This window comes from Vibrio sp. TBV020 (genome assembly GCF_046056895.1).
Taxonomy (GTDB): domain Bacteria; phylum Pseudomonadota; class Gammaproteobacteria; order Enterobacterales; family Vibrionaceae; genus Vibrio.
In genome coordinates this window covers 789,028-809,945 of the sequence record NZ_JBEEAQ010000001.1, presented here as the reverse complement: position 1 = coordinate 809,945, position 20,918 = coordinate 789,028, and the positions used below count along the sequence as shown (strand labels likewise).

Annotated in this window: 16 protein-coding genes; 4 read left to right on the top strand and 12 right to left on the bottom strand. The window is 44.2% G+C overall.

The window, feature by feature from the left end; genetic code table 11:
- The first annotated feature begins 51 nt into the window (after positions 1 to 51).
- Positions 52 to 1,479, top strand: a complete 1,428-nt coding sequence (locus AAFX28_RS03435) for an NAD-dependent succinate-semialdehyde dehydrogenase (RefSeq protein WP_408685644.1) — start codon at positions 52 to 54, stop codon at positions 1,477 to 1,479.
- A 65-nt stretch (positions 1,480 to 1,544) separates the two neighbouring features.
- Here the strand turns inward: AAFX28_RS03435 and speB are convergent, their stop codons facing one another.
- Both speB and speA read right to left on the bottom strand, forming a co-directional pair.
- Positions 1,545 to 2,471 (bottom strand): agmatinase, encoded by a 927-nt coding sequence (gene speB / locus AAFX28_RS03430; RefSeq protein WP_408685642.1) that lies wholly within the window; start codon positions 2,469 to 2,471, stop codon positions 1,545 to 1,547.
- On the bottom strand, positions 2,472 to 4,382 hold the full coding sequence (gene speA, locus AAFX28_RS03425; RefSeq protein WP_408685640.1) for an arginine decarboxylase: 1,911 nt from the start codon (positions 4,380 to 4,382) through the stop codon (positions 2,472 to 2,474).
- A gap of 286 nt (positions 4,383 to 4,668) precedes the next feature.
- Here speA and AAFX28_RS03420 point away from each other — a divergent pair, with 286 nt between their 5' ends.
- Positions 4,669 to 5,190 (top strand): DUF2058 domain-containing protein, encoded by a 522-nt coding sequence (locus tag AAFX28_RS03420; RefSeq protein WP_408685639.1) that lies wholly within the window; start codon positions 4,669 to 4,671, stop codon positions 5,188 to 5,190.
- Between the two features lie 159 nt (positions 5,191 to 5,349).
- Here AAFX28_RS03420 and AAFX28_RS03415 read toward each other — a convergent pair whose 3' ends face one another.
- Positions 5,350 to 5,562 carry a cold-shock protein gene (locus AAFX28_RS03415; protein ID WP_004744614.1) on the bottom strand — a complete coding sequence of 71 codons (213 nt, stop codon included), beginning with the start codon at positions 5,560 to 5,562 and terminating at the stop codon, positions 5,350 to 5,352.
- A 271-nt stretch (positions 5,563 to 5,833) separates the two neighbouring features.
- Complete coding sequence (locus tag AAFX28_RS03410; RefSeq protein WP_408685637.1) at positions 5,834 to 7,690, bottom strand: ABC transporter ATP-binding protein; 1,857 nt, start codon at positions 7,688 to 7,690, stop codon at positions 5,834 to 5,836.
- A 308-nt stretch (positions 7,691 to 7,998) separates the two neighbouring features.
- Between AAFX28_RS03410 and ctlX the strand changes: the two genes are divergently transcribed.
- Positions 7,999 to 8,976 (top strand): citrulline utilization hydrolase CtlX, encoded by a 978-nt coding sequence (gene ctlX, locus AAFX28_RS03405; protein ID WP_408685635.1) that lies wholly within the window; start codon positions 7,999 to 8,001, stop codon positions 8,974 to 8,976.
- Between the two features lie 72 nt (positions 8,977 to 9,048).
- Here ctlX and AAFX28_RS03400 read toward each other — a convergent pair whose 3' ends face one another.
- The 7 genes from AAFX28_RS03400 to AAFX28_RS03370 form a co-directional block, all read right to left on the bottom strand.
- Positions 9,049 to 11,208 carry a TonB-dependent receptor gene (locus tag AAFX28_RS03400; protein WP_408685634.1) on the bottom strand — a complete coding sequence of 720 codons (2,160 nt, stop codon included), beginning with the start codon at positions 11,206 to 11,208 and terminating at the stop codon, positions 9,049 to 9,051.
- 314 nt (positions 11,209 to 11,522) lie between these two features.
- A complete protein-coding gene (locus AAFX28_RS03395) occupies positions 11,523 to 12,479 on the bottom strand; it encodes a GntR family transcriptional regulator (RefSeq protein ID WP_408686811.1) in 957 nt (318 codons plus the stop codon).
- A gap of 113 nt (positions 12,480 to 12,592) precedes the next feature.
- Positions 12,593 to 14,590 carry a Fe(3+)-hydroxamate ABC transporter permease FhuB gene (gene fhuB, locus AAFX28_RS03390; RefSeq protein ID WP_408685633.1) on the bottom strand — a complete coding sequence of 666 codons (1,998 nt, stop codon included), beginning with the start codon at positions 14,588 to 14,590 and terminating at the stop codon, positions 12,593 to 12,595.
- Positions 14,587 to 15,483: an iron-siderophore ABC transporter substrate-binding protein gene (locus AAFX28_RS03385; protein WP_408685632.1), complete on the bottom strand. Its 897-nt coding sequence runs from the start codon at positions 15,481 to 15,483 to the stop codon at positions 14,587 to 14,589. Before AAFX28_RS03385 ends, fhuB begins: the two co-directional genes overlap by 4 nt.
- Before the next feature lie 17 nt (positions 15,484 to 15,500).
- Positions 15,501 to 16,268: an ABC transporter ATP-binding protein gene (locus AAFX28_RS03380; RefSeq protein WP_408685631.1), complete on the bottom strand. Its 768-nt coding sequence runs from the start codon at positions 16,266 to 16,268 to the stop codon at positions 15,501 to 15,503.
- A 96-nt stretch (positions 16,269 to 16,364) separates the two neighbouring features.
- A complete protein-coding gene (locus AAFX28_RS03375; protein ID WP_408685629.1) occupies positions 16,365 to 17,096 on the bottom strand; it encodes a siderophore ferric iron reductase in 732 nt (243 codons plus the stop codon).
- 140 nt (positions 17,097 to 17,236) lie between these two features.
- Complete coding sequence (locus tag AAFX28_RS03370; RefSeq protein WP_408685627.1) at positions 17,237 to 18,157, bottom strand: DUF368 domain-containing protein; 921 nt, start codon at positions 18,155 to 18,157, stop codon at positions 17,237 to 17,239.
- A gap of 644 nt (positions 18,158 to 18,801) precedes the next feature.
- On the opposite strand from AAFX28_RS03370, the gene gltS reads away from it, so the two are divergent.
- A complete protein-coding gene (gltS, locus tag AAFX28_RS03365; protein WP_408685625.1) occupies positions 18,802 to 20,028 on the top strand; it encodes a sodium/glutamate symporter in 1,227 nt (408 codons plus the stop codon).
- Between the two features lie 57 nt (positions 20,029 to 20,085).
- On the opposite strand, the gene AAFX28_RS03360 is transcribed toward gltS, so the two are convergent.
- Positions 20,086 to 20,820 (bottom strand): flagellar brake protein, encoded by a 735-nt coding sequence (locus AAFX28_RS03360; protein WP_408685623.1) that lies wholly within the window; start codon positions 20,818 to 20,820, stop codon positions 20,086 to 20,088.
- Between the last annotated feature and the right edge of the window lie 98 nt (positions 20,821 to 20,918).

The following is a 20,918-nucleotide window of genomic DNA, read 5'->3' as shown; positions in this document are numbered from 1 at the left end:
TTGAATTGCTTCATACTTAAGGGCAAGCCATTGTCGTCATACGGAGTACCTATGCAGAATATTAAAAATCAAAGCCTTGTGTCTTTTATGGTTCCCTCTGAAGAGCAAGGTATTGCGGTGATTAACCCAGCAAATGGGCAATTACTGGGCTACGCTCCGGTCGCTTCAGAGCAAGACATTCTTGAAGGTATAGAACAATCACATGCAGCGCAAAAAGAGTGGGCGGCACTACCCGCGAAAACTCGTGCTCAACTACTCAATCGCTGGTACCAGCTATTAATTGAAAACAAAGACGACTTGGCACGGCTAATGACTCTTGAGCAGGGGAAGCCATTAGCTGAAGCTCAAGGTGAAGTGATGTACGGAGCAAGTTTTGTTGATTGGTTTGCTGAGGAAGCCAAGCGTACTTACGGCGAAACGATTCCGGCTCCTAGTGGTGATAAACGTTTGGTGACAATCAAACAGCCAATTGGTGTTGCGTGTGCGATTACCCCTTGGAATTTCCCTATCGCAATGATTACCCGAAAAGCAGCGCCAGCCCTTGCTGCTGGCTGTAGTTTTATTGTCAAGCCTGCGGAGCTTACGCCGCTGTCTGCTTTTGCCGTGGTTGAACTTGCTTATCAAGCAGGGATCCCGCGCCAAGTGCTTCAAGTTGTGTTGGGAGAGAGTGCTCCGCTGGTGGGTGATATCTTTACCTCACATCCATTAATTCGAAAGCTGTCGTTTACTGGGTCTACTCAAGTGGGTCGCCTATTGATGCAGCAAAGTGCCCATGACATTAAGCGCACCTCAATGGAGCTTGGTGGCAATGCGCCGTTTATCGTGTTTGATGATGCAGATATTGATGCGGCAGTGGCTGGTGCAATGGCTTCTAAGTTTCGTAATGCGGGTCAAACGTGTGTCTGCGCCAACCGATTCTATGTCCATAGCAAGGTATATGATGAGTTTGTGACCAAGTTCGACGTAGCAGTACAGCAGCTAAAAGTCGGAGATGGCCTAGAAGATGGAGTGAATATTGGCCCTGTTATCAGTGACTCTGCAAAACAGAATGTTCAAGCTCTGATTAACCGAGCGATTGAACAGGGGGCTCAGCCTGTATCTGAACTTAAATCGTTAGATGGACTGTTTGTGCAACCTGTCGTGCTTAAGAATGTTACCCATGACATGGAGATTGTCTCTCAAGAGATTTTTGGTCCAGTCGCCCCTGTGATTGAGTTTGACAGCGACGAGCAGCTGATTGAAATGGCCAATGACACGATTTATGGCTTAGCGTCATACTTCTACAGCCAAAATATCCACCGAGTGTGGAAGATCGCGGAAGCGCTCGAATACGGCATGGTTGGTGTCAATGAAGGCATTATTTCGACGGAAGTTGCGCCTTTTGGTGGTGTGAAACAATCGGGTATAGGTCGTGAGGGAGCCAAGCAAGGGATCGATGAATATCTTGATGTGAAATACCTCTGCTTTGGTGGTAACTAACCTGATAACAAATATAAAAAAAGCTGACCTAATTAGGTCAGCTTTGCTTTTGAATGGCTATTTAGTTAGTCATTGTTGCGGTTTGAAGCCCATGCGTACATAAGCTCAAGTGCCACAGTTGCCCCTGCTAGGGCGGTAAGGTCGCTGTGGTCGTATGGGGGTGATACTTCCACAACGTCCATACCAACAATATTGACACCCGCTAGGCCGCGCAGAATCTTCAGAACTTTGTCTGAGTTTAATCCGCCGCATACTGGTGTGCCTGTTCCTGGTGCAAATGCTGGGTCAAGGCAGTCGATATCAAACGTAACGTAAACTGGCTTATCACCGATAATGTCACGGATACGCGCTACGATGCTTTCTGCTGAAAGATCGTTCGCCTCCATCGCGTTAATTACGTTGAAGCCATGATTGTTCTGCTCATACTCAGTACGAATACCGATTTGCACTGAATGCTTAGGTGAAATCAAACCTTCGTTTGGCGCATGATAAAACATAGTGCCATGATCGTAGTTGCTGCCGTTGTCATAGGTGTCAGTGTGAGCATCGAAATGAATCAATGCCATTTCACCATGATGCTTCGCATACGCGCGAAGGATTGGCAGTGTGATGAAGTGATCACCACCTAGAGCTAGCATAGTTTTACCACTTTTTAGAATCTCGCTTGTCGCAGCTTCTAGTCGGTAGGTAAAGTCTTCAGCGTCACCACAATCAAACACTAAGTCGCCCGCATCAATCACTTTTGCGCGATCAAATACGTTGAAATCCCAAGGGAATTTATTGCCTTCCCACGCAAGGTTTACTGACGCACGACGAATCGCGTCCGGGCCCATGCGAGCACCTGGTCTACCTGATGTTGCCATATCTAGTGGTACACCAAGTACCACTAGATCAGCGTCTGCCGAGACAGGATTGCGCAGGTAAGGTCTGCGCATAAAACTCATTGAATTCGAGTACAGCGAATAATCAGTTTTCGTAAACAAATCATTCATTTAGAAATCCTCTAAGTAGGTGTAACCAGTCAGGCCACCTTCTAGTTCTTGTAGTACGGTTTGCTGTTCGCTAGTTTCTACACGCTCAGCGACCAGTTCACGGTAGTTGCTACGAATCTTGTCAACGTCGATGTGTACGTAACGCATCATATCTTCAACGCTATCGCCTTCATCAATACGCTCAATAATCGCTTCACCGTTTTCATCGACAGTGACAACTGCACTGTGCGTATCACCAAATAAGTTATGCATATCACCAAGGATTTCTTGGTATGCGCCAACGAGGAAGAAACCCATTAGGTATGGTTTATCTTTATTCCAAGCTGGAACTGGCAGTGTAGTTTCGATACCTTGACCTTCAACATACTGCTCAATTGCACCATCTGAATCACACGTGATGTCTAACATAACAGCGCGACGTTCTTCTACTTCTTCCAAACCTGACAGCGGTAGGACAGGGAATACCTGATCAATACCCCATGCATCTGGCAGAGACTGGAATAACGAGAAGTTAACGAAGAACTTGTCTGCTAGTCGCTCGTTCAACTCATCCAAAATAGGACGGTGGAAACGGTTCTTATTGCTCATTTGGCGGCTTAGCTCGAAGTAGATTCGAAGAGAAAGCTGCTCAGCCCACGCGCGTTGCTGCAGGTTTAGTACCCCGGTTGCAAACTGCGAGTGCACTTCTGCCAAATCGCTTTGAGTATCATTGTAAATCTCAATCAGTGCGCGAGCATCGCTGCCGTCTTGTAGGTTCTCCCAGTTACGCCACATGTTTTGTAGTAGCGTCGGATCTTCAACACTTGGCTCAACCACCGTTTCTGGATGATACGCCTCAGTGCCAATTACGTTAGTGATCAAGACCGCATGATGCGCTGTCAATGAGCGACCTGATTCCGAGATAATCACAGGAACAGGTTGTTCGTATTGTTGGCAAACATCGCCGACAGTGCTGACAATATTGCGAGCATATTCGATCAAACCATAGTTCATAGAGTTTGATGATTGGCTACGTGTACCGTCGTAGTCCACTGCAAGGCCGCCACCGATATCGAAGTACTTAATATCCGCGCCCATTTCACGTAGTTCACAGTAGAAACGCGCAGACTCGTTAACACCATTACGGATATCGCGAATGTTTGCCATCTGTGAGCCAAGGTGGAAGTGCACAAGTTGCATTGCGTCTAGCTGATCTTCTTGTTTCAGACGATCGATAACAGTAAGAACCTGTGACGCTGCTAAACCAAACTTCGATTTCTCACCGCCGCTTGATTGCCACTTACCTGCACCCTGTGACGCAAGGCGAATACGAATACCTAAGCGAGGTTTTACACCTAAGCTTTTTGCTTCTTTCAGTACCAGATCAAGCTCAGAGAGCTTCTCTAGTACGATAAATACTTTATGACCTAGCTTTTCACCAATAAGCGCAAGACGCACGTATTCACGGTCTTTGTAGCCGTTACATACAATCACTGAACTTGCTTTTTGCGCCAGTGCTAGTACCGCTAGTAGTTCAGGCTTGCTGCCCGCTTCTAGCCCTAGTTGCTTAGTTTCTAGCTGCGCTTGGCTTTCTAGAATCTCATCAACCACTTCTTTTTGTTGGTTAACTTTAATTGGGTAAACCAGCAGGTAGTTGTTTTGGTATTGGTATTCTTCAATCGCTTGGTTGAACGCTTGGCAAATACCGTGCACGCGCTGGTGCAGAATCTGCGGGAAACGAACCAATACAGGTAAATTAAGCTGCTTTTGTTCTAGCTTAGAGACGATATTACTCAGAGGTACCTGATGTGCGTTATCGCTACGAGGTGATACATACACTTCACCTTGGTTATCGATACCGTAGAAGCCTTGGCTCCAGTAATGAACATTGTAATCAGCACGAACACGATCAAGTTTGGAATTGTTTTCCACTTCAAATCTCACAAAGATAGGGAGAGAAATACATGACCCAGTGGAGCTGAGTCATACCTGACACGGGTCTGAATTCGGCTCTCTAAGCTTCCGCGTCGAGCGCATTAACGGATAAAAAGGCAACAGAGTCTAACAAAACAATTTTGTCGTCACGATTGATTAAATGAAGACAGACGAGTGGTGACTTTCTATGCATTTTAGATGCGGATTTAATGTGTGCTGAAGCCTTTCTTTGACTGCTTCGAGCCGTTAAAATGGGCGCAAATTGATTACTTTTGGAAGAACCATGGCAAAACTGACACTTCAAGAGCAAATGCTTAAAGCTGGCTTAGTAAACGAGAAAAAACTGAAAAAAGCGAAGAAAGGCTCGAAGAAATCTCGTGTACAAGCACGTGAAGTAAAAGCGGCAGTGGAAGAAAACAAGCGTGCGCAACAAGAGCGTGACAAAGCACTGAGCGAAGAGCAGAAAGAACAACGCCTGTCGAAAGAGATCAAAGCGCAAATCAAACAGCTGATTGAGATGAATAAAATCGATCAGAAAGATGGCGACATTAAATACAACTTCACTGACGGTACTTTGGTCAAAGCACTTTATGTTGAACAGTTGATTCGTGACCAGCTAGCAAAAGGTATTCTATCGATTGCTCGCACTGATGAAACTTACGTGGTAATCCCAAGCAGCGTAGCGAAGAAAATTGCGATGCGTGATGAGAGCGTGATCATCGAACAAAATGCACCTGCTGAAGATATCCCAGCAGAAGATGACCCATACGCAGATTTCGTCGTACCAGATGATTTGATGTGGTAACCACGGATTTAGTCGAATTGAAAGGAGCTCTACTTAAGGTAGGGCTTTTTTGTGTGTGAAGAAAAGTGTTTGTTCAGTCTAGGTTTCAGACACAAAAAAACCAGCCACTAGGGCTGGTTTTTAGAAATCTTAGTAATCGACGCTTAGGTCAATCTAAAATTAAGCTGGTACTACGTTAGCAGCTTGTGGGCCTTTTTGACCTTGTTCAACTTCGAAAGAAACCTGTTGGCCTTCTTTCAGAGTTTTGAAACCTTCAGAAGCGATAGCACGGAAGTGAACGAATACGTCAGCACCGCCGTTTTCTGGAGTGATGAAACCGAAGCCTTTCTCTTCGTTAAACCATTTTACGATACCAGTAGTTTTGTTAGACATGATGTGTCCCTTATATAAAAAATTAAATTGTAGTGCGCTGAAAAATCGAACTATTTAATGTAAACAATGAAGCTAAGGGAAACACTGGGATAACAACGGTAACGCAGAATCTAAGGCTTTACTTTTACTTGCAGTTTCACAAATAACCCTGTCTTGCAGAGCGACCTAAATAGTACCTGATTACCGTGTGATGTAAAGATATATTTTGTGTTTCCTTTGGGCTTCTTAGCAAGGGAGAACTTATTCTCCCTTGCACTCTTATGTTTTAAGCTTACGCGCTCTGTTTATCATCGGTTTGCTCTTCACCAATAAAGCCACCAGTCTGGTGTGCCCAAAGCTGAGCGTAAATTCCACCGCTTTGAACAAGCTCTTGGTGTGTGCCTTGTTCTACTACTTCACCTTTGTCGAGAACGATCAAACGATCCATAGCTGCGATTGTTGATAGGCGGTGTGCAATTGCGATTACCGTCTTACCTTGCATCAGCTCGTTTAAGCTTTCTTGGATAGCGGCTTCTACTTCTGAGTCCAAAGCCGATGTCGCTTCATCAAGAATTAACAATGGTGCATCTTTTAACAGAACTCGTGAGATAGCAATTCGCTGACGTTGACCACCTGATAGCTTAACACCACGTTCACCCACTTGAGCATCGTAGCCTAGGTTACCAAATGGGTCACTTAGGGTTTCGATAAACTCATGCGCGTGAGCTTGTTTGGTTGCGCGTAGTAAATCTTCTTCGGAGGCATCTGGGTTGCCATACAAGATGTTGTCACGGATAGAGCGGTGTAACAGTGAAGTATCTTGCGTCACCATACCTATCTCGCTGCGAAGTGAATCTTGTGTGACATCAGAGATGACTTGCCCATCAATTTTAATCTTGCCGCTTTCTACATCATGGAAGCGCAGCAAAAGGTTTACGAGCGTAGATTTACCTGCACCAGAACGTCCGACTAAGCCGACTTTTTCACCTGGTTTAATATTGAGATTAAGATTACTGATCACCCCTTTCTCTTTTTCACCGTAGTGGAAGCTGACGTTATCAAACTCGATACCACCTTTCTCAACAACCAGTGGCTTTGCGTTTGGTTTGTCTTGAATATCAATAGGCTTAGATAGTGTCTTCATGCCATCGACGACCGTACCCATGTTTTCAAACAATGCGCCGACTTCCCACATGATCCACATCGACATACCGTTGATACGTAGTGCTAACGCAATCGCAATTGCAATCGCACCGACACTGATCGAGTTATCCATCCACAAGAAGATAGATAGAGCACTGATAGAGAAAACCAATAAGTAGTTGGTGATTTCAACTGCAACATCGAAGCCAGTCACCAAACGCATCTGACGGTAAACCGTGTCCAAGAAGCCGTTCATGCCTTCTTCTGCGTATTCCGTTTCACGCTTGCTGTGAGAGAACAGCTTAACCGTCGCAATGTTGGTGTAACTGTCAACAATACGGCCAGTCATTGTTGAACGTGCGTCGGCTTGCTCTGATGCAACGCTTTTTAGCTTAGGTACAAAGTAGATTTGGATACCGATATAGCAGCACAACCAAATAACCATTGGGATCATCAGTCGCCAATCTGCTTGGGCAAGTAAGACGACAATAGATGTGAAGTACACTGAGACATAAACGAAAACGTCCATGCTCTTCATTACGGTTTCGCGCACGGCGAGGGAGGTCTGCATCACTTTGGTTGCTACTCGGCCAGCAAAGTCATCTTGGTAGAAGTTTAAGCTTTGCTTTAGTAGGTAGCGGTGCGCTAACCAACGGATCGACATTGGGTAGTTACCCAGCAACGTTTGGTGAATCAACAATGAGTAAACAACAACCAGAATGGGCATGACTACGAGTAGAAGGCCGCCGTAAAACATCAGTTCACTTTGATTTTCTTGCCAGAAAGTTTCAGGGTTACTGGTTGATAGCCAGTCGACAAGGTTTCCCATTGCGCCAAATAGAGACACTTCGACAATCGCTACTATCGTCGACATGATAGACATGATGATCAGAGGGACTTCAAAGCCCCGCGTATAGTGGCGACAAAAAGCAAAAATACCCGATGGCGGCTGACTAGGCTCTTGCTCGGGAAAAGGCTTGGTAAAGCCTTCAAATTTCTTAAACATAGTTAGTTCCTAAACACCGAAAAGACAGGAGTTTGCCGTATGGCAAAGATTTACGTCCAAAATAGGAAGGAAATGCAATGGTATAACGTTAGTGTGTGAAATGTAATCAGTTTATTACGCCTTTTTATGCATAATATCCATGTCATTTCGATAAAAAGTCAGCGTGACAATAAAAATCACTGAAAATTGACTAATTTGCATTGTAATTACCTGTATGGATGAGCGTTGTGTAGGTTATTTCAGTAAATGTTGTTTTAACATTATGTCTACAATTGCCACTATGAGTGAGATTAATTGAGTTTGTCCTAATGTTGAAACAGCAATCCCTACTACAAGAAAATCAATCAACAGTACAAAACGCTAATTGTGTGGTGATGGTGCCACCTAAAGAGTTTGCTTTTAACGCTGAAACTGCGAAAGACAATGAGTTTCAGCATCAAGTGTCTCAATCGACTAATGAAGTACGTGTTGCTGCAATGCAAGAGTTCAAGACTATGGTTGAGACGCTACGCAAAGCGGGCGTACAAGTTGTTGAGTTTGATTATCCGAAAGGCGAAGTTGAAACGCCTGATGCGGTATTTCCAAACAACTGGTTCAGTACAACGGCAAACGGCGAGTTGTTTACCTTTCCAATGGCGTGCACTAACCGCCAACATGAAGTGAAGACTGAATCTCTCGTTGAAACGTTACAAGGATCTGGCCGTGTGGTGTCAAGTCAAGACACCCTTACTCAGTACCTTGAGCAAGATGCTTTTTTAGAAAGTACCGGTGTGATGGTAAAAGATCACGTCAACAAGACGGTCTATGCGGCTTTGTCGCAACGTTGTGATCGTGAAGTGTTGGAAGATTATGCGCAGCGTATCGGTTATGACCGTGTGGTGTCATTCCAAACTGCTCTGCCGTCTGGCAAACCGATTTACCACACCAATGTAATGATGGCGATTGGTGAAAATTTCTGCGTGATTTGCGATGAAGTAATTCCTGAATTCGAGCGTCGCTTTGTGATTAAATCATTGGCTAAAGACAAGCAGGTAATTTCGATTTCACTGGAGCAAATGAACAACTTTTGCGGCAATATTCTACAACTAGAAACTGTGAACGGTGAGAAGGTTATTGCTATGTCGCAGTCAGCATATGATGCTTTCTCTCCTGCACAACTTGCTCAACTTTCAAGTCACGGTAAGTTACTGCCATTTGACGTTAAAACGATCGAGAACATTGGTGGTGGCAGCGTTCGTTGCATGTTAGGTGAGGTGTTTTTACCAACACGCCAAAAGCAGCTGTAATTTTAATTAAATAAAAAACCCGCCCCGCTTACTGAATTAGAGTCGGCGGGGCGTTTTTTTATGGTGTGAATATTAGAACTTCACTTGGTAGTTTAGGGTGTATGTGCGGCCTCGACCTTTATAGTCATAAGCTTCCGCAGCATAGTGCGAAGAGTAAAGAATTTGAGCTCGCTGACCCCAGATCGTGGTGTAGTCTTCATTAAACAGGTTTTGAATACCAAAACCTAAACTACCCACTGGAAGTTGATAGCTACCCACTAGATCAAATACCGTGTAACCGTCGAGCTTGTTGTCAGCGTCATCTTCATAGTCAAACATGGTTTGGCTTTGTAGTTTTAAAGCTAAATTAGCATCGTACCAACCTGCCCAAGCACTGGCTTTCGATGTACTAGCTTCTCCTGCTGTTAGATCTTCCCAGCCATTGTCACCATCCAGTTCAGAAATTACATAATGTCCAGAAGCACCTAGTTGTACATTGTCATGTACCCAGTAAGAAGCCAATGCTTCTAAGCCGTAGACGCGTTTCTTGTCTTCGACTTCTTCAATCAATAGTGTTGTTTTGTTGTATTTCGCGCTCTTGTCAGATTGAGAGTAATAAGCTGCTGTTTGGAAGTTTAGCTCGCCCGTATCTACGCGGTAACCCAGTTCAAAGCTATTGGTTTTAATTCCCGATAGTTTGGAGTCTGAGACATTAATGCTGTCGTTTAGCTGCCAGTGGTCGCCAACAAGAGTGTAGTCACCTTGTCCATAGTATTTGGCAGGATCTGCAAGATCAAAACCTTGCGAGAAGTTTGCCCAAACCTGAGAGTCATTTGTTAGGTGGTAAATTGTCCCTAGGTTAAATAGCCCAACACTGTAGTCTGTTTCACCCCCTGGAACAGCGTCAGCGCTACTACCATTGCCTGCAGCAATGTTCTTTTGTTGTGTATAGCCGACAAAGTCATCTATCTTGTTGACCATGTATTGGTAGCGATAGCCACCTTCGATGGTCCATTCATCAGTAATCGCGTAGTCTGCTTGGATGAATCCCGCGACAGAGTTTACTTCTACCCCTGGATAACGGCCAACCTGCGTATAGGTCTTATTGATCAAATTACCTGAATTATTGGCGATAGTCGGATCGTACAATGCTTGATTACTGTCCAAAGAATCATGGTAAGCATCCACACCATATACAAGATTGAAACGGTTAAAGCTTTTTGCTAGAGCCGCTTTTAAAGAGACAACATCGGTAATTTGCTGGCCAGAAGACTGATAGTAAGGGGTATAGGTTTGGTCTTCTCTACGGTATGAAGCTTCTGCAATAAGTTGATGGCCAAGGAACTCTTCATCGACGTATGAGCCGCTCAACATAATACGTTCAGTGCCATGCTCTCGGTCGGAATCAAAACCTTTTCTGACGTCAATGAAGGTAGAGTTTTCTATGTATAGGCCGTAAGGAGAATCTTGTTGACTGTCGTAATACTGAGCTAAGAAGTTGATTTTTTTAGTCTCAGAAAGGTTGACTCCTACCGTAGTCAAGAAATCGATAGTTTGGTTAAACTGCAGCGAACCTTGCGAAATATCAGGTACGACGATGTCACCGTTAGCATCGAAGAAGCCTTGCGTTTCAGTGTAAATAACAGAGGCTCTGGCTTGTACTTTTTCGTTACCGCCAGAAATCGCTTGGCCAAGTTTATAGTCAAAATCTTCGCCAGAGTTAAAACCGGAAGAGGCACCCACGTACGATTCAAATTCAAGCTCTTCACTTTCCGCCTTTTTAGTAATGATGTTGATCACACCACCGGATGCGCCCGCACCATAAATTGATGTTGCGCCTGATAACACTTCAATTCGGTCAATATTAAATGGGTCGATTGAGTCTAAGTGACGGCTGATCTGACGTGAAGATTGCAGAGATACACCATCGATCATAACCAGCATTTTTCGGCCACGTAAGTTTTGACCATAGTTGGTTCTTGCACCACTGCTCACATCTAATGAAGGGATAGTTGCAGCAAGGATCTCTCCTAATGTTTTACCACCGCGGTATTCCTGTTCAATTTGCTCTGATTCTATATACCAAACGGTACCAGGAATATCGCTGAGAGCTTTAGGAGTACGGCTTGAAACTACGACCATTTTTTCTTGAGTTTCAGTGTACTCCTGTGCGTGGGTTATCGCTGGAGCACTAATTGTCGCAATAGCTAAAGCGACAGAAGATAGGGGAAAAATTCCTTTTATTACGTTCATTTCTTTCTCTATTTTAATCATTTGGCTAATCAGGTCGGCCACGGGTCGTACTTTGAGCAAATACGAACTGTTACTGTTATTAACTCTAAATAAGAATCATTATTATTGTGTTTTTGTTGCGAAAAAACAATAGATAAGACAATTTAATTTTGAGAGATATATAGATAGGGATATTGTTTAGAAAGCTTTTCTGTTGTCGCGTAGGGGTTAGAGTGAACGATACGTACGCTCGAACTGATGCTGAAGGGCTGTGTTTAATACGTTGAAGTTTATTGAGGGATGAGAGGCTGCTGTATAAAACCAGCAGCCAGAGGTTAGTTTTTTGGCGTGGTTAGGTCGCGAATTAAGGTTTCGCGTTGCTGCCGAGGGACATTCATAACGTCATTGTAGGTGCGCGTCATGACACGAATATCATTTTCTAGTAGCTGAGTTAGTTTGGTGGCCGCAGCTTGATTCTCACCTTTAAGTACTAATTCTATAATGTCCAATCGGCGTTGACAGGATTTAGCGACGGACGATTGAATATGCATGGACACAAGGTCGGTCGCTTTGCGTAAGCGATTGTGTTGCTGCATGGTACCAAGTAAAAATCGATTTCCTGAGCAGGCAGAAAGCAGTTCGTGAAACTCAGCGCTAAGGTCAAACAGCTGGCTAGCTGTTACGGCATTTGGTTGATTGATTGCCCGGATGTGACGCTCTTGGCAACCCTCTAGGGCTGCAGTGTCTAGCGCCCAAGTAGGTTCCAGTAAACCTGCTGGTTCGAATATTAATCTACATCGATAGCTTTCGGCGTGTCTTTCTAGGGTATTTAATACCCCGTCAATGTGCCATTTATAACCAGGGCTGCGGCGGAAGATACCGTCGGTTTCTAACAGCCGAAGTACATTTTGTATCTCACCTCGATTAGCCTCATAGCGTTCCTGAAACTCCTTTTCTGAAAGCGAGGTGTTAAGCGCACCAAAAAATAAGTCCATTAGTATGCGCAGATATAGTTGCTCTTGGCGACACCGTTCACTGTCGTTAGCGAAAGGAATTTGGATATCGGCGGCGTTAACTTGTAAGACAAAGCCTTTGTAGGGTACTGCTTTTGCCACGTCGAGTTGTGATAAATACTTGAGTACTGCACGCATAGGCGTACGAGACACTTCAAATTGTTGTGCCAAAGATGACTCGTTTAGGCTATCGCCTGATTGCAAACCTTCTTTTTTGAGTCGAGTGACGACTTTAACCAACAAATCTTTTTGAAGTCGAGTGATTGCTGTTACGTCCATGATGTTCAATGACTGATTTTGATTTGTTCTATGGTAAACACAAAACGGTGGTAATGCCAATAATTGTATTTTTGCCATGAAAATACAATTTATAACATTGCCACCTATTTAGGTTAGCGCCTCATTAAATACAGGAAGTATCCGCCACCAATTAACGAAGCTAATAAACCCGCAGGGAATTGCCATGGGAACCAAAGCGTTCGTCCTATCCAGTCTGCAATAACCATGATTATTGCCCCCAATACTGCCCCCGTTAGCATTTGAGGCATGGCTCGGTATTGATGAAGAGATCGAGCCATATGGGGAGCAAGTAGTCCGATAAAACTCAATGGTCCAATTACGATGGTGCATAAGGTGGTTAACGCTGCGACCAACAGAAGCAGAACCAACCTAACGAGGGTGGAGTTCATGCCGATACTGTTGGCTGTTACTTCTCCCAAGCCGATAAGCTCAATCCAACGATGGAGTGAAAGTGAAATCGCGCCGATTATTGCAACACCAACGGCGAGAAGAAGGACGTCGTTACTGGCAACCAGATAGGTTGAACCGGACAACCAAGTGAGTAAGGATGTTGCATTATCGTGACCTGAGCTCATTGCAATTCGGAGTAAAGCATCAAGGCCAGCGCTAAGAGCAATGCCTGTTAACAATGTTTGAGTCGGTGCAAAGTTGTGTTTTTTCCCCATCAACCAGACAAAACCTGTGACCGAGACGGCTCCTAGGGTTCCTAGTAGCATTTGCTGATCTCTGTCTACCGCAATGCCCATCACTGTGCCTAAGACCAGTGCTAACGCAGCACCAGAACTGATCCCTAATACCTCGGGACTTGCCATAGGGTTGTTTGAAATACGTTGAATGATAGTGCCAGCGAATGCGAGGCCAATTCCGGCTAGCAGAGCGACCAAAACTCTAGGGGAACGTAGTTCAAACATAGAAGCGCTAAGGCTAATAGCCCAACCTTGCTGAGTTTTGCCTACAGCCAGAGCCAATAGGGTAACCACCATCAAAACGATGCACATGATTGCGAGGATGTGTCGAGTATTTATCTGGCGGTAATGTTCAACATGCTCAGAACGTGCTTTTAAATCAGACTGTAATTTGGTTCGTTGGAGCAGCCATAGAAGAAACGGCGCACCGATGAGAGCCGTCATTGCACCAGTGGGTAGTAGCTCTCCGCCAACGCCAGAAAATGGCTGAATCAGTAAATCAACGATTAGAAGAATAAGGCTACCAATAACTCCGCTTAGTATGATTTGTTTTGCTAGTGTACGAGCACCAAACATGCGAGCGATAGCTGGTGCAACAATACCAACAAATCCAATCAGCCCGACTTCACTAACTACGGCAGCGGTGATGAAGATGGCTAATGATAAACAAAGCAGCTTAATTTGCTTGATATTCACGCCTAGTGAACTTGCAACATTGTCTCCAAATTGCAGAGCTGATAATGGACGTTGAAGCATTAGCAGTAGTGCGGTTGGAGCGGCGATCAATGGGATTAGCATCTGTGTGCTTGTCCAATCGTTTTGGTTAAGTGCGCCTGCCCCCCAAACAAATATGCTGGTTAGCTGTTGTTCATGAAGCATGAGCAACATGGTGTTTAATGAACCTAAAAATAGGCTCACGACCATACCTGCTAACACCATATGTAGCGGTGAAAACCCTCTGGCTGAACTTAAAATAAACACCAGTCCAGTAGCTAAGCACCCGCCGAGAAAAGCGGGAACAAAGCTCGGGATCATTAGGTTCGCGGGGATGAGTAAGATTCCGAGTACCATGCCAAGTTCGGCACCAGCCGCGACACCGAGCGTCGTTGGCGAAGCTATGGGATTACGCAAAACAAATTGCATGACACAACCTGCAACTGCAAGCGCGAATCCACAAAGCGTGGCAACGGCCAATCGCGGCAGGTAGGTTAGATGAGTAATAAGGTGTTGGTAATTCGCGGAGTCATAATGAAACAGTGTGTTCCAAATCAATCCAATGCCTTGCGTATAAGGCGCTGTGAGCTCAAGTAATAGGATGACAGTAGCTAAAGCGGCGCCGATTAAGGCTGCCGCTTTAATATTGATTCTCTGATTTGAAGAGTTATCGATTTTTAATGTGTTCATTGCTTATCAGTAAGCTGCTCGGTGATATGGTCACTAAAGCGTTGTGCTGCGATTAATCCACCAAAGGTCCAAATCGCGGGAAGTTCATAAACAGAGTCGGTACGAGTAAACTCCATCGCTTGCCACAGCGGAGATTGGGTTAACTTGTTACGTTCATTTTGGGTCAAAGGTCCGAAAATCATCACACTCGCTTTTTGATGCTCCGCCAGTTTCTCTGTACCCGTGGTAGTGAATCCCCACAAGTTGGTTTCTTCTTGCCAATCATTTTGTAGGCCCATTGCACTGATGGTTGATTGAGCTAACGAACCTTGGCTGTGAATGCGAAGTGTTTTGTCATTAATAAAACGGGCGAAAAGCAATGGTTTATCTGCTTTACCAGATTGACGAATTTTGTCGCCATTGATAGCGAGTTTTTCGTCCGTTTGAGCGATCACCTGTTGTGCTTTCTGTTCTCTATCAAACAACTTCCCTAGCGAAGTGGTAATAGATTTCGCGGTGTTCAATGGCTGTTTCTTTTCACTGTACATGCTGTAAACGAGGACAGGAGCGATTCGGTTCAGTTGTTCGTAAGCCGGTGCCATGTGTTTGCTAATTAAGATTACGTCAGGTTTTAGCTCTGTGAGCAGTTCAAGATTGGGCTCTCTGCGAGAACCTACGTCTGCCTCTGTACCATTAAGCTCAGGTTCGACAACCCATTGTTGATACCCTTTTGTATCAGCAATACCTTGGAGATCAACGCCTAAACTTAATACTGTTTCAGTCAAAGCCCAATCAAGTGCCACAACCTTTTTAGGCGTAGAGTCAAAAGTAGTGACGCCCATTTCGTGGGTAATATCGAGTGCGTAGGTATTGAATGCCAGCGTCGCTGACAACATAAGTAGAAACTTTTTCACAACGAATTCCTTGTTAGTTAAGGGATGTAGCTGATGGGTTGACCAGTCTTTGGGTGTGGGAACAGCGCCAACTCCATCCCGTATATTTTCATCAGTGTCTCTGGTGTCATTAGGTTGGCTGGGGTGCCACTCGCAATGACTTTACCTGAATGGAGAGCAATCAGTTCATCACTGAATTTTGCGGCCATATTGACATCGTGTAAGACCATAATGACGGTTAGGCCCATCGATTGATTCAGCTCTCGAATTAGGGCGAGCAATTCATGCTGATGAGCGACATCTAACGCAGATGTGGGTTCATCAAGCAGTATGCATCGACTTTGTTGGGCAAGTAGCATTGCTACCCAAGCTCTTTGCCGCTCTCCTCCAGAGAGAGTTGCGACAAACCTGTCAGCGAAGTTAGTAAGTCCCACTTTGCTGATGGCTTCATCGACAATGGCATAATCTTGCTGGCTATATCGGCCAAATGCTCCTTTCCACGGGTAGCGCCCAAAGCACACTAACTCACGAACTGTTACTCCGTCGGTAATGGGTGGATGTTGGGGCAAATACGCGACTTGATGAGCGAACTCTAGGTTGGTATATGAGGATACTGGTTTCTTCTCAAACAAAACTTCTCCTTGAGACGGAGCATTCTGACGACTTAACAGTTTGATTAACGTTGATTTACCGCAACCGTTATGCCCGAGCAAGGTAGTGACTTTTCCAGGAGAAAAACTCAAATTAGTTGGAGAAAGGATATTTTTACCGTCGATTTCGAACGACGCATCGACAAGTTGGAACATGACAAAAGCTCAAAGCTGAGTATGGATGATTGGCGAGCAATCCTATCACAATGAAATGCAAATGATAATACTTGTCATAATCACATGCGCATTTGACTAGTCTTTGTTATCTGGATGGCGAGGGCAATCGCTACACAGCTTTCTGCCGTCGCACTTGTAGACTAAACAACAACTGGTCCTGATAAGCGTGAGTTGCTTAGTTGTTTCATCATAGGTCAGTGTCTTTATGAACTTTTCTGGTAAATCACAAGCTTGCAACCAACTGCGAGCCTGATCCAGGAGGTACTCTTTTGGTAAGTTAGGAGCGTATTGGTTTAGCTTTACCAGAGAGCCAAGTATGCCATCTGCAAACAGATGCTTGGTGAAGCCGGGGCGTATTCTGGTCCATTGGCTCATCTCTTCTCTGAAGTAGTCAAAAAGTGTATTAAGTTGTTTTCCTGCTTGGTCTATAAGTTCTTGCTCACTTCCTTCTACGAAAGCTTGTGATTCGAATTGATAGCCACTGACAAAGCCTAGCTTGATTGATTGCGCCATAGAAGCAAGGTTAGGTAGCCCACGACATGCATAGATAGCAATGAATGCAACATAAATAGGTTGCCAGCAAAGCAGTGTCCAAGTTCTTGTCAGCCAGTAAGCAGAGCCTGCCTCAGGGTGCTGAGACTTTAGTTGTTCATAGAGGGTATGGATGTGATCAGAACTAGAGCGATCGATATGAATAATCGCATGCTCACCACTGTCACTCGGTAATTGAGCAATTGAACCGCTGAGGTATGGAGTGACTTGTTTAGAGTGCTCGAATAAGTGTTCAAAGAACGAACTATCGCTCATTTTCTTATGCTTGTTTAGTTTCCTTAGCGCGCAAGAATAATAAAACCTACCATTTATTACAATTGATTCTCATTTCAGGTTAATCAATGAGCACAAAAAAGCGGCTGATTAAAGCCGCTTCTTGAACTCAGAACAGTTTTTTAAACATCTCGATTTTCAGCGAATTTCTCTAATCCAAGCACTAGTGCAATCGCGCAAAGCATCATGACAATAGCGATCCCAAGTTGAGCTGGTTGAGAGTTCAGTACTTCAAAGTCTGATGGCATTAGGTTGTGCTGAATCAACGGCACTTGCTCACCCTTGGAGTTTGTTCTCCAATTAATTGTTTCTTTCCACGGCCAGATCTTTGGTAGCGTACCGATCATTAGACCTGTTAAAAAGACGAGAGTGAGGTCTCTAAAACGTTTCAGCAACCAAGAAAGCACATGAGAGAAACTCAGCAATCCGATTACACAACCAGAAAGAAACAGGGCAAGGATGCCAATGTCGAAAGACTTCACCGCGCCGAGGACAGGCGTATACATCCCGATCAGCAGAAGAATGAAACTGCCAGAAATGCCAGGAAGAATCATGGCACAAATCGCAATTCCGCCAGCAAGCAGAACATTGATGCTCGTTGGTTCTAATTGAAGTGGATTAAGTACAGTGATGCTGTAGGCAAAGCCAATACCTAATATCAGGAACACCAACCGACTTAGACTTCTCTGCTCAATTTGCTTAAGCATATGGAAGACAGAAACCAAAATTAGGCCAAAGAAGAATGACCACAGTGGGATAGGGTGCGTGACTAATAACCAAGATATGAGTTTAGCCAGCGTCGCGATACTGGTTAGTACGCCACCAAACAAAGAGATCAGAAATAAGCCGTTGATATGTTCGAAAGCTGCTTTAAATCCGTCACGTTTCCAAATTCCGATGACTGATGGATTAATGCGTCGAATACTCTCAAGTAGAGTGTCGTATATACCAGTGATGAATGCGATCGTACCACCTGACACGCCAGGTACCACGTCGGCAGCGCCCATCGCCATGCCTTTTAGAAATGTAGTTAGGTAGTTCATTCTTATTGATGCGTAAATTAAAGTGCAGTGAGTATATCCACTCTGACGTAAAAAAAGTATGAAAATTCATTTTTGATAAATATGTTTATAGGAATCAGGTTTGATATGTTTTTGCGAATCTTTGCAAAATGCAATTTTCAAATTGCATTTTAGGAGGGTTAAATGGCAAAAAAGTGCGGACAGGTACAAACAAATCGGCGAATTAAAGTTGGCACGCAAAGTGCATGGTTATAACTGACCCTTATTAAGCCGAGGGTCACCTAGCCAACTGACGTTGTTAGTGAATACAATTTGTTCACACTATATATAAGCCAATTGCAATCTTGCGATTGGCTATTTTTTTGCTCCTTTTCCTGTCAACCATCTTCATTTGTTTATCTCTACGAGCGCACATTTACATTCAATGCACATAGGATTTTTATGTCTATACTCGACAAGTAGGGTCAAGATTATTAATAATGTCCGCTTTCTTTTCGAAACCCTAACTTTGTTTTATAGGGTTAACTGTTGAAACGAGCATCTTGAGGCTGTTTGTATAAGGACAAATTTCAATAGAAAAATTGAATCTATGAGCATTGCTCATCGGGGCTGTTTACGCCTTGAACTCGTTAAGGAAGATGAGTTAATAACTAATAAGAGGTTATATGAATCAGATAATTTCAGTTGGACCGCTAGAATCTTTCTTAATCGCAATCAGTGTTCTGTTCTTGGGGCACTTTGTAAACGCTAAGCTTCCTATTCTTAAGAAGTTTAATATTCCAGAACCGATTGTGGGCGGTCTTATTGTCGCGGTGATCATCACGTTAATGCATTTTAATGGCATAGACTTAGAGTTTTCACTACCGCTTCAAAAAGTCTTCATGTTGATGTTTTTCGCCACTGTCGGGCTTGCTGCAAACTATACTCAGTTAATGAAGGGTGGAGCGAAAGTCTTTGTCTTTTTAGCTGTAGCATCTTTCTACATCATCATCCAAAACGGTGTTGGTGTTTCAATGGCAACCGCACTTGGGCTTGATCCTTTAATGGGACTTATTGCCGGTTCGATTACGCTGTCTGGCGGTCATGGTACGGGCGCTGCGTGGTCACAGACTTTCTCTGAAACCTACGGCCTAACCAATACGCTTGAAATCGCTATGGCCTCTGCAACGTTTGGTTTGATCATTGGCGGTATCATTGGCAGCCCTGTGGCGCAAAAGTTGATCAACAAAAATGGTTTTGAGTCTGAGTACGGTACAGGAACAAAAACCCATGAACGCTTTCCTGAATTGGTGACTTATAACGAGTATGAAGAAGATAAAGTGACGGCTAAGAAAGTCGTTGAAGTCCTGTTTATTCTTCTGATTTGTGTTACCGGTGCGAAGTACTTAGAGCAGTGGGTAAGCAGTTTTAATATCAGCTGGTTGATGATTCCTGACTTCGTTTATGCGTTATTCATCGGCGTGTTTATCACAAATGTTATTGAGGTGACTAAGGTCCACAAAGTGGATACAGAAACGGTCGATATTCTTGGTACCGTTTCACTCTCCTTGTTCTTAGCTATGGCGCTGATGAGCTTGAAGCTGTGGAACATCTTTGACCTTGCGATTCCATTCCTAGTGATCTTAGCTGTGCAGTCGGTGGTATTGGGTATCTTTGCGTATTTTGTGACGTTTAAAGTTATGGGATCGAACTATGACGCTGCGGTAATCGCTGGTGGACATTGTGGTTTTGGCCTAGGAGCAACACCAACAGCCGTGATGAATATGGGGTCACTAGTGAATCGCTTTGGCCCATCTCCACAAGCGTTTATGGTCGTTCCAATCGTTGGAGCTTTCTTTATTGATATCGTCAACCTGATTATCCTACAAGGATATATCTCGTTTATTGGATGATAGGCCGAAACAAATAAAAACGCCCCGTATCAAACGGGGCGTTTTTGTATCTGGATTTTACTTTAGGGTTAGCTTGGTACCGTTGAACTTTAAATGACCCAAAAGTATTTTTGCGTTGTTCTTGCCATGGTCGTTAAATTCAATGCCGTAACGGGCATAGTGTAGCGAGCGCTGTAAGTTACATACTTTGCCAAACAATGGCTCAAAGTATATGTCCTTATTATTGGCAAGCTGTACATGCAACGCTATCTCTTCGCCTACTTGGAACGGTCGGCTTAAAGGAGCGGTAACAAAACGACAGCCACCTTTGGACAAATCTCTAATTTCACAATCAAGTTTATGACTTTCAGCAATAACACGCGCGGCTAAATTCACATCAAAACGTGGTTCTTTTCGCAGCTGCGTAACCTGCATTGTTTGCGGGATAGAGAGTGCGACCATAGCAACAGGAGACTTTAAAACGTGTTGAATCTGGCTTCTGAAGTGAACAATCGCCCCTTCACCACGTGGAGAAATTGCTCGAATCGCTATCCAAAATCCTTCTTGAAAGAAGAAGCTAAGATCGTCTTCAGAGATTTTTGGTAACTCGATGAGGATGACATTACTAGAATGCGTGCCAATAAAAGAAGACTTACAACGGAAAGTTGTACCAACAGGAGTAGAGATCCCTAAAGTCAGCTCACCGCCATGTTCTATCATAGCGAGTGCGTCTGTGCTGTTGAGTGTCGACACATTTCTGTCGTGAGAAGAGCGAGTTGGCTGCGCCTTCGTTGCTACCGCTTGGGTGTTCATCTAGCCTCCATTATCCCCACCATGTTATTGTTTTAGCGGTAGGTTGACGTGTACATTCCGAATTCTTATATAAATAGTTCGGACGTTATAAATTTTAT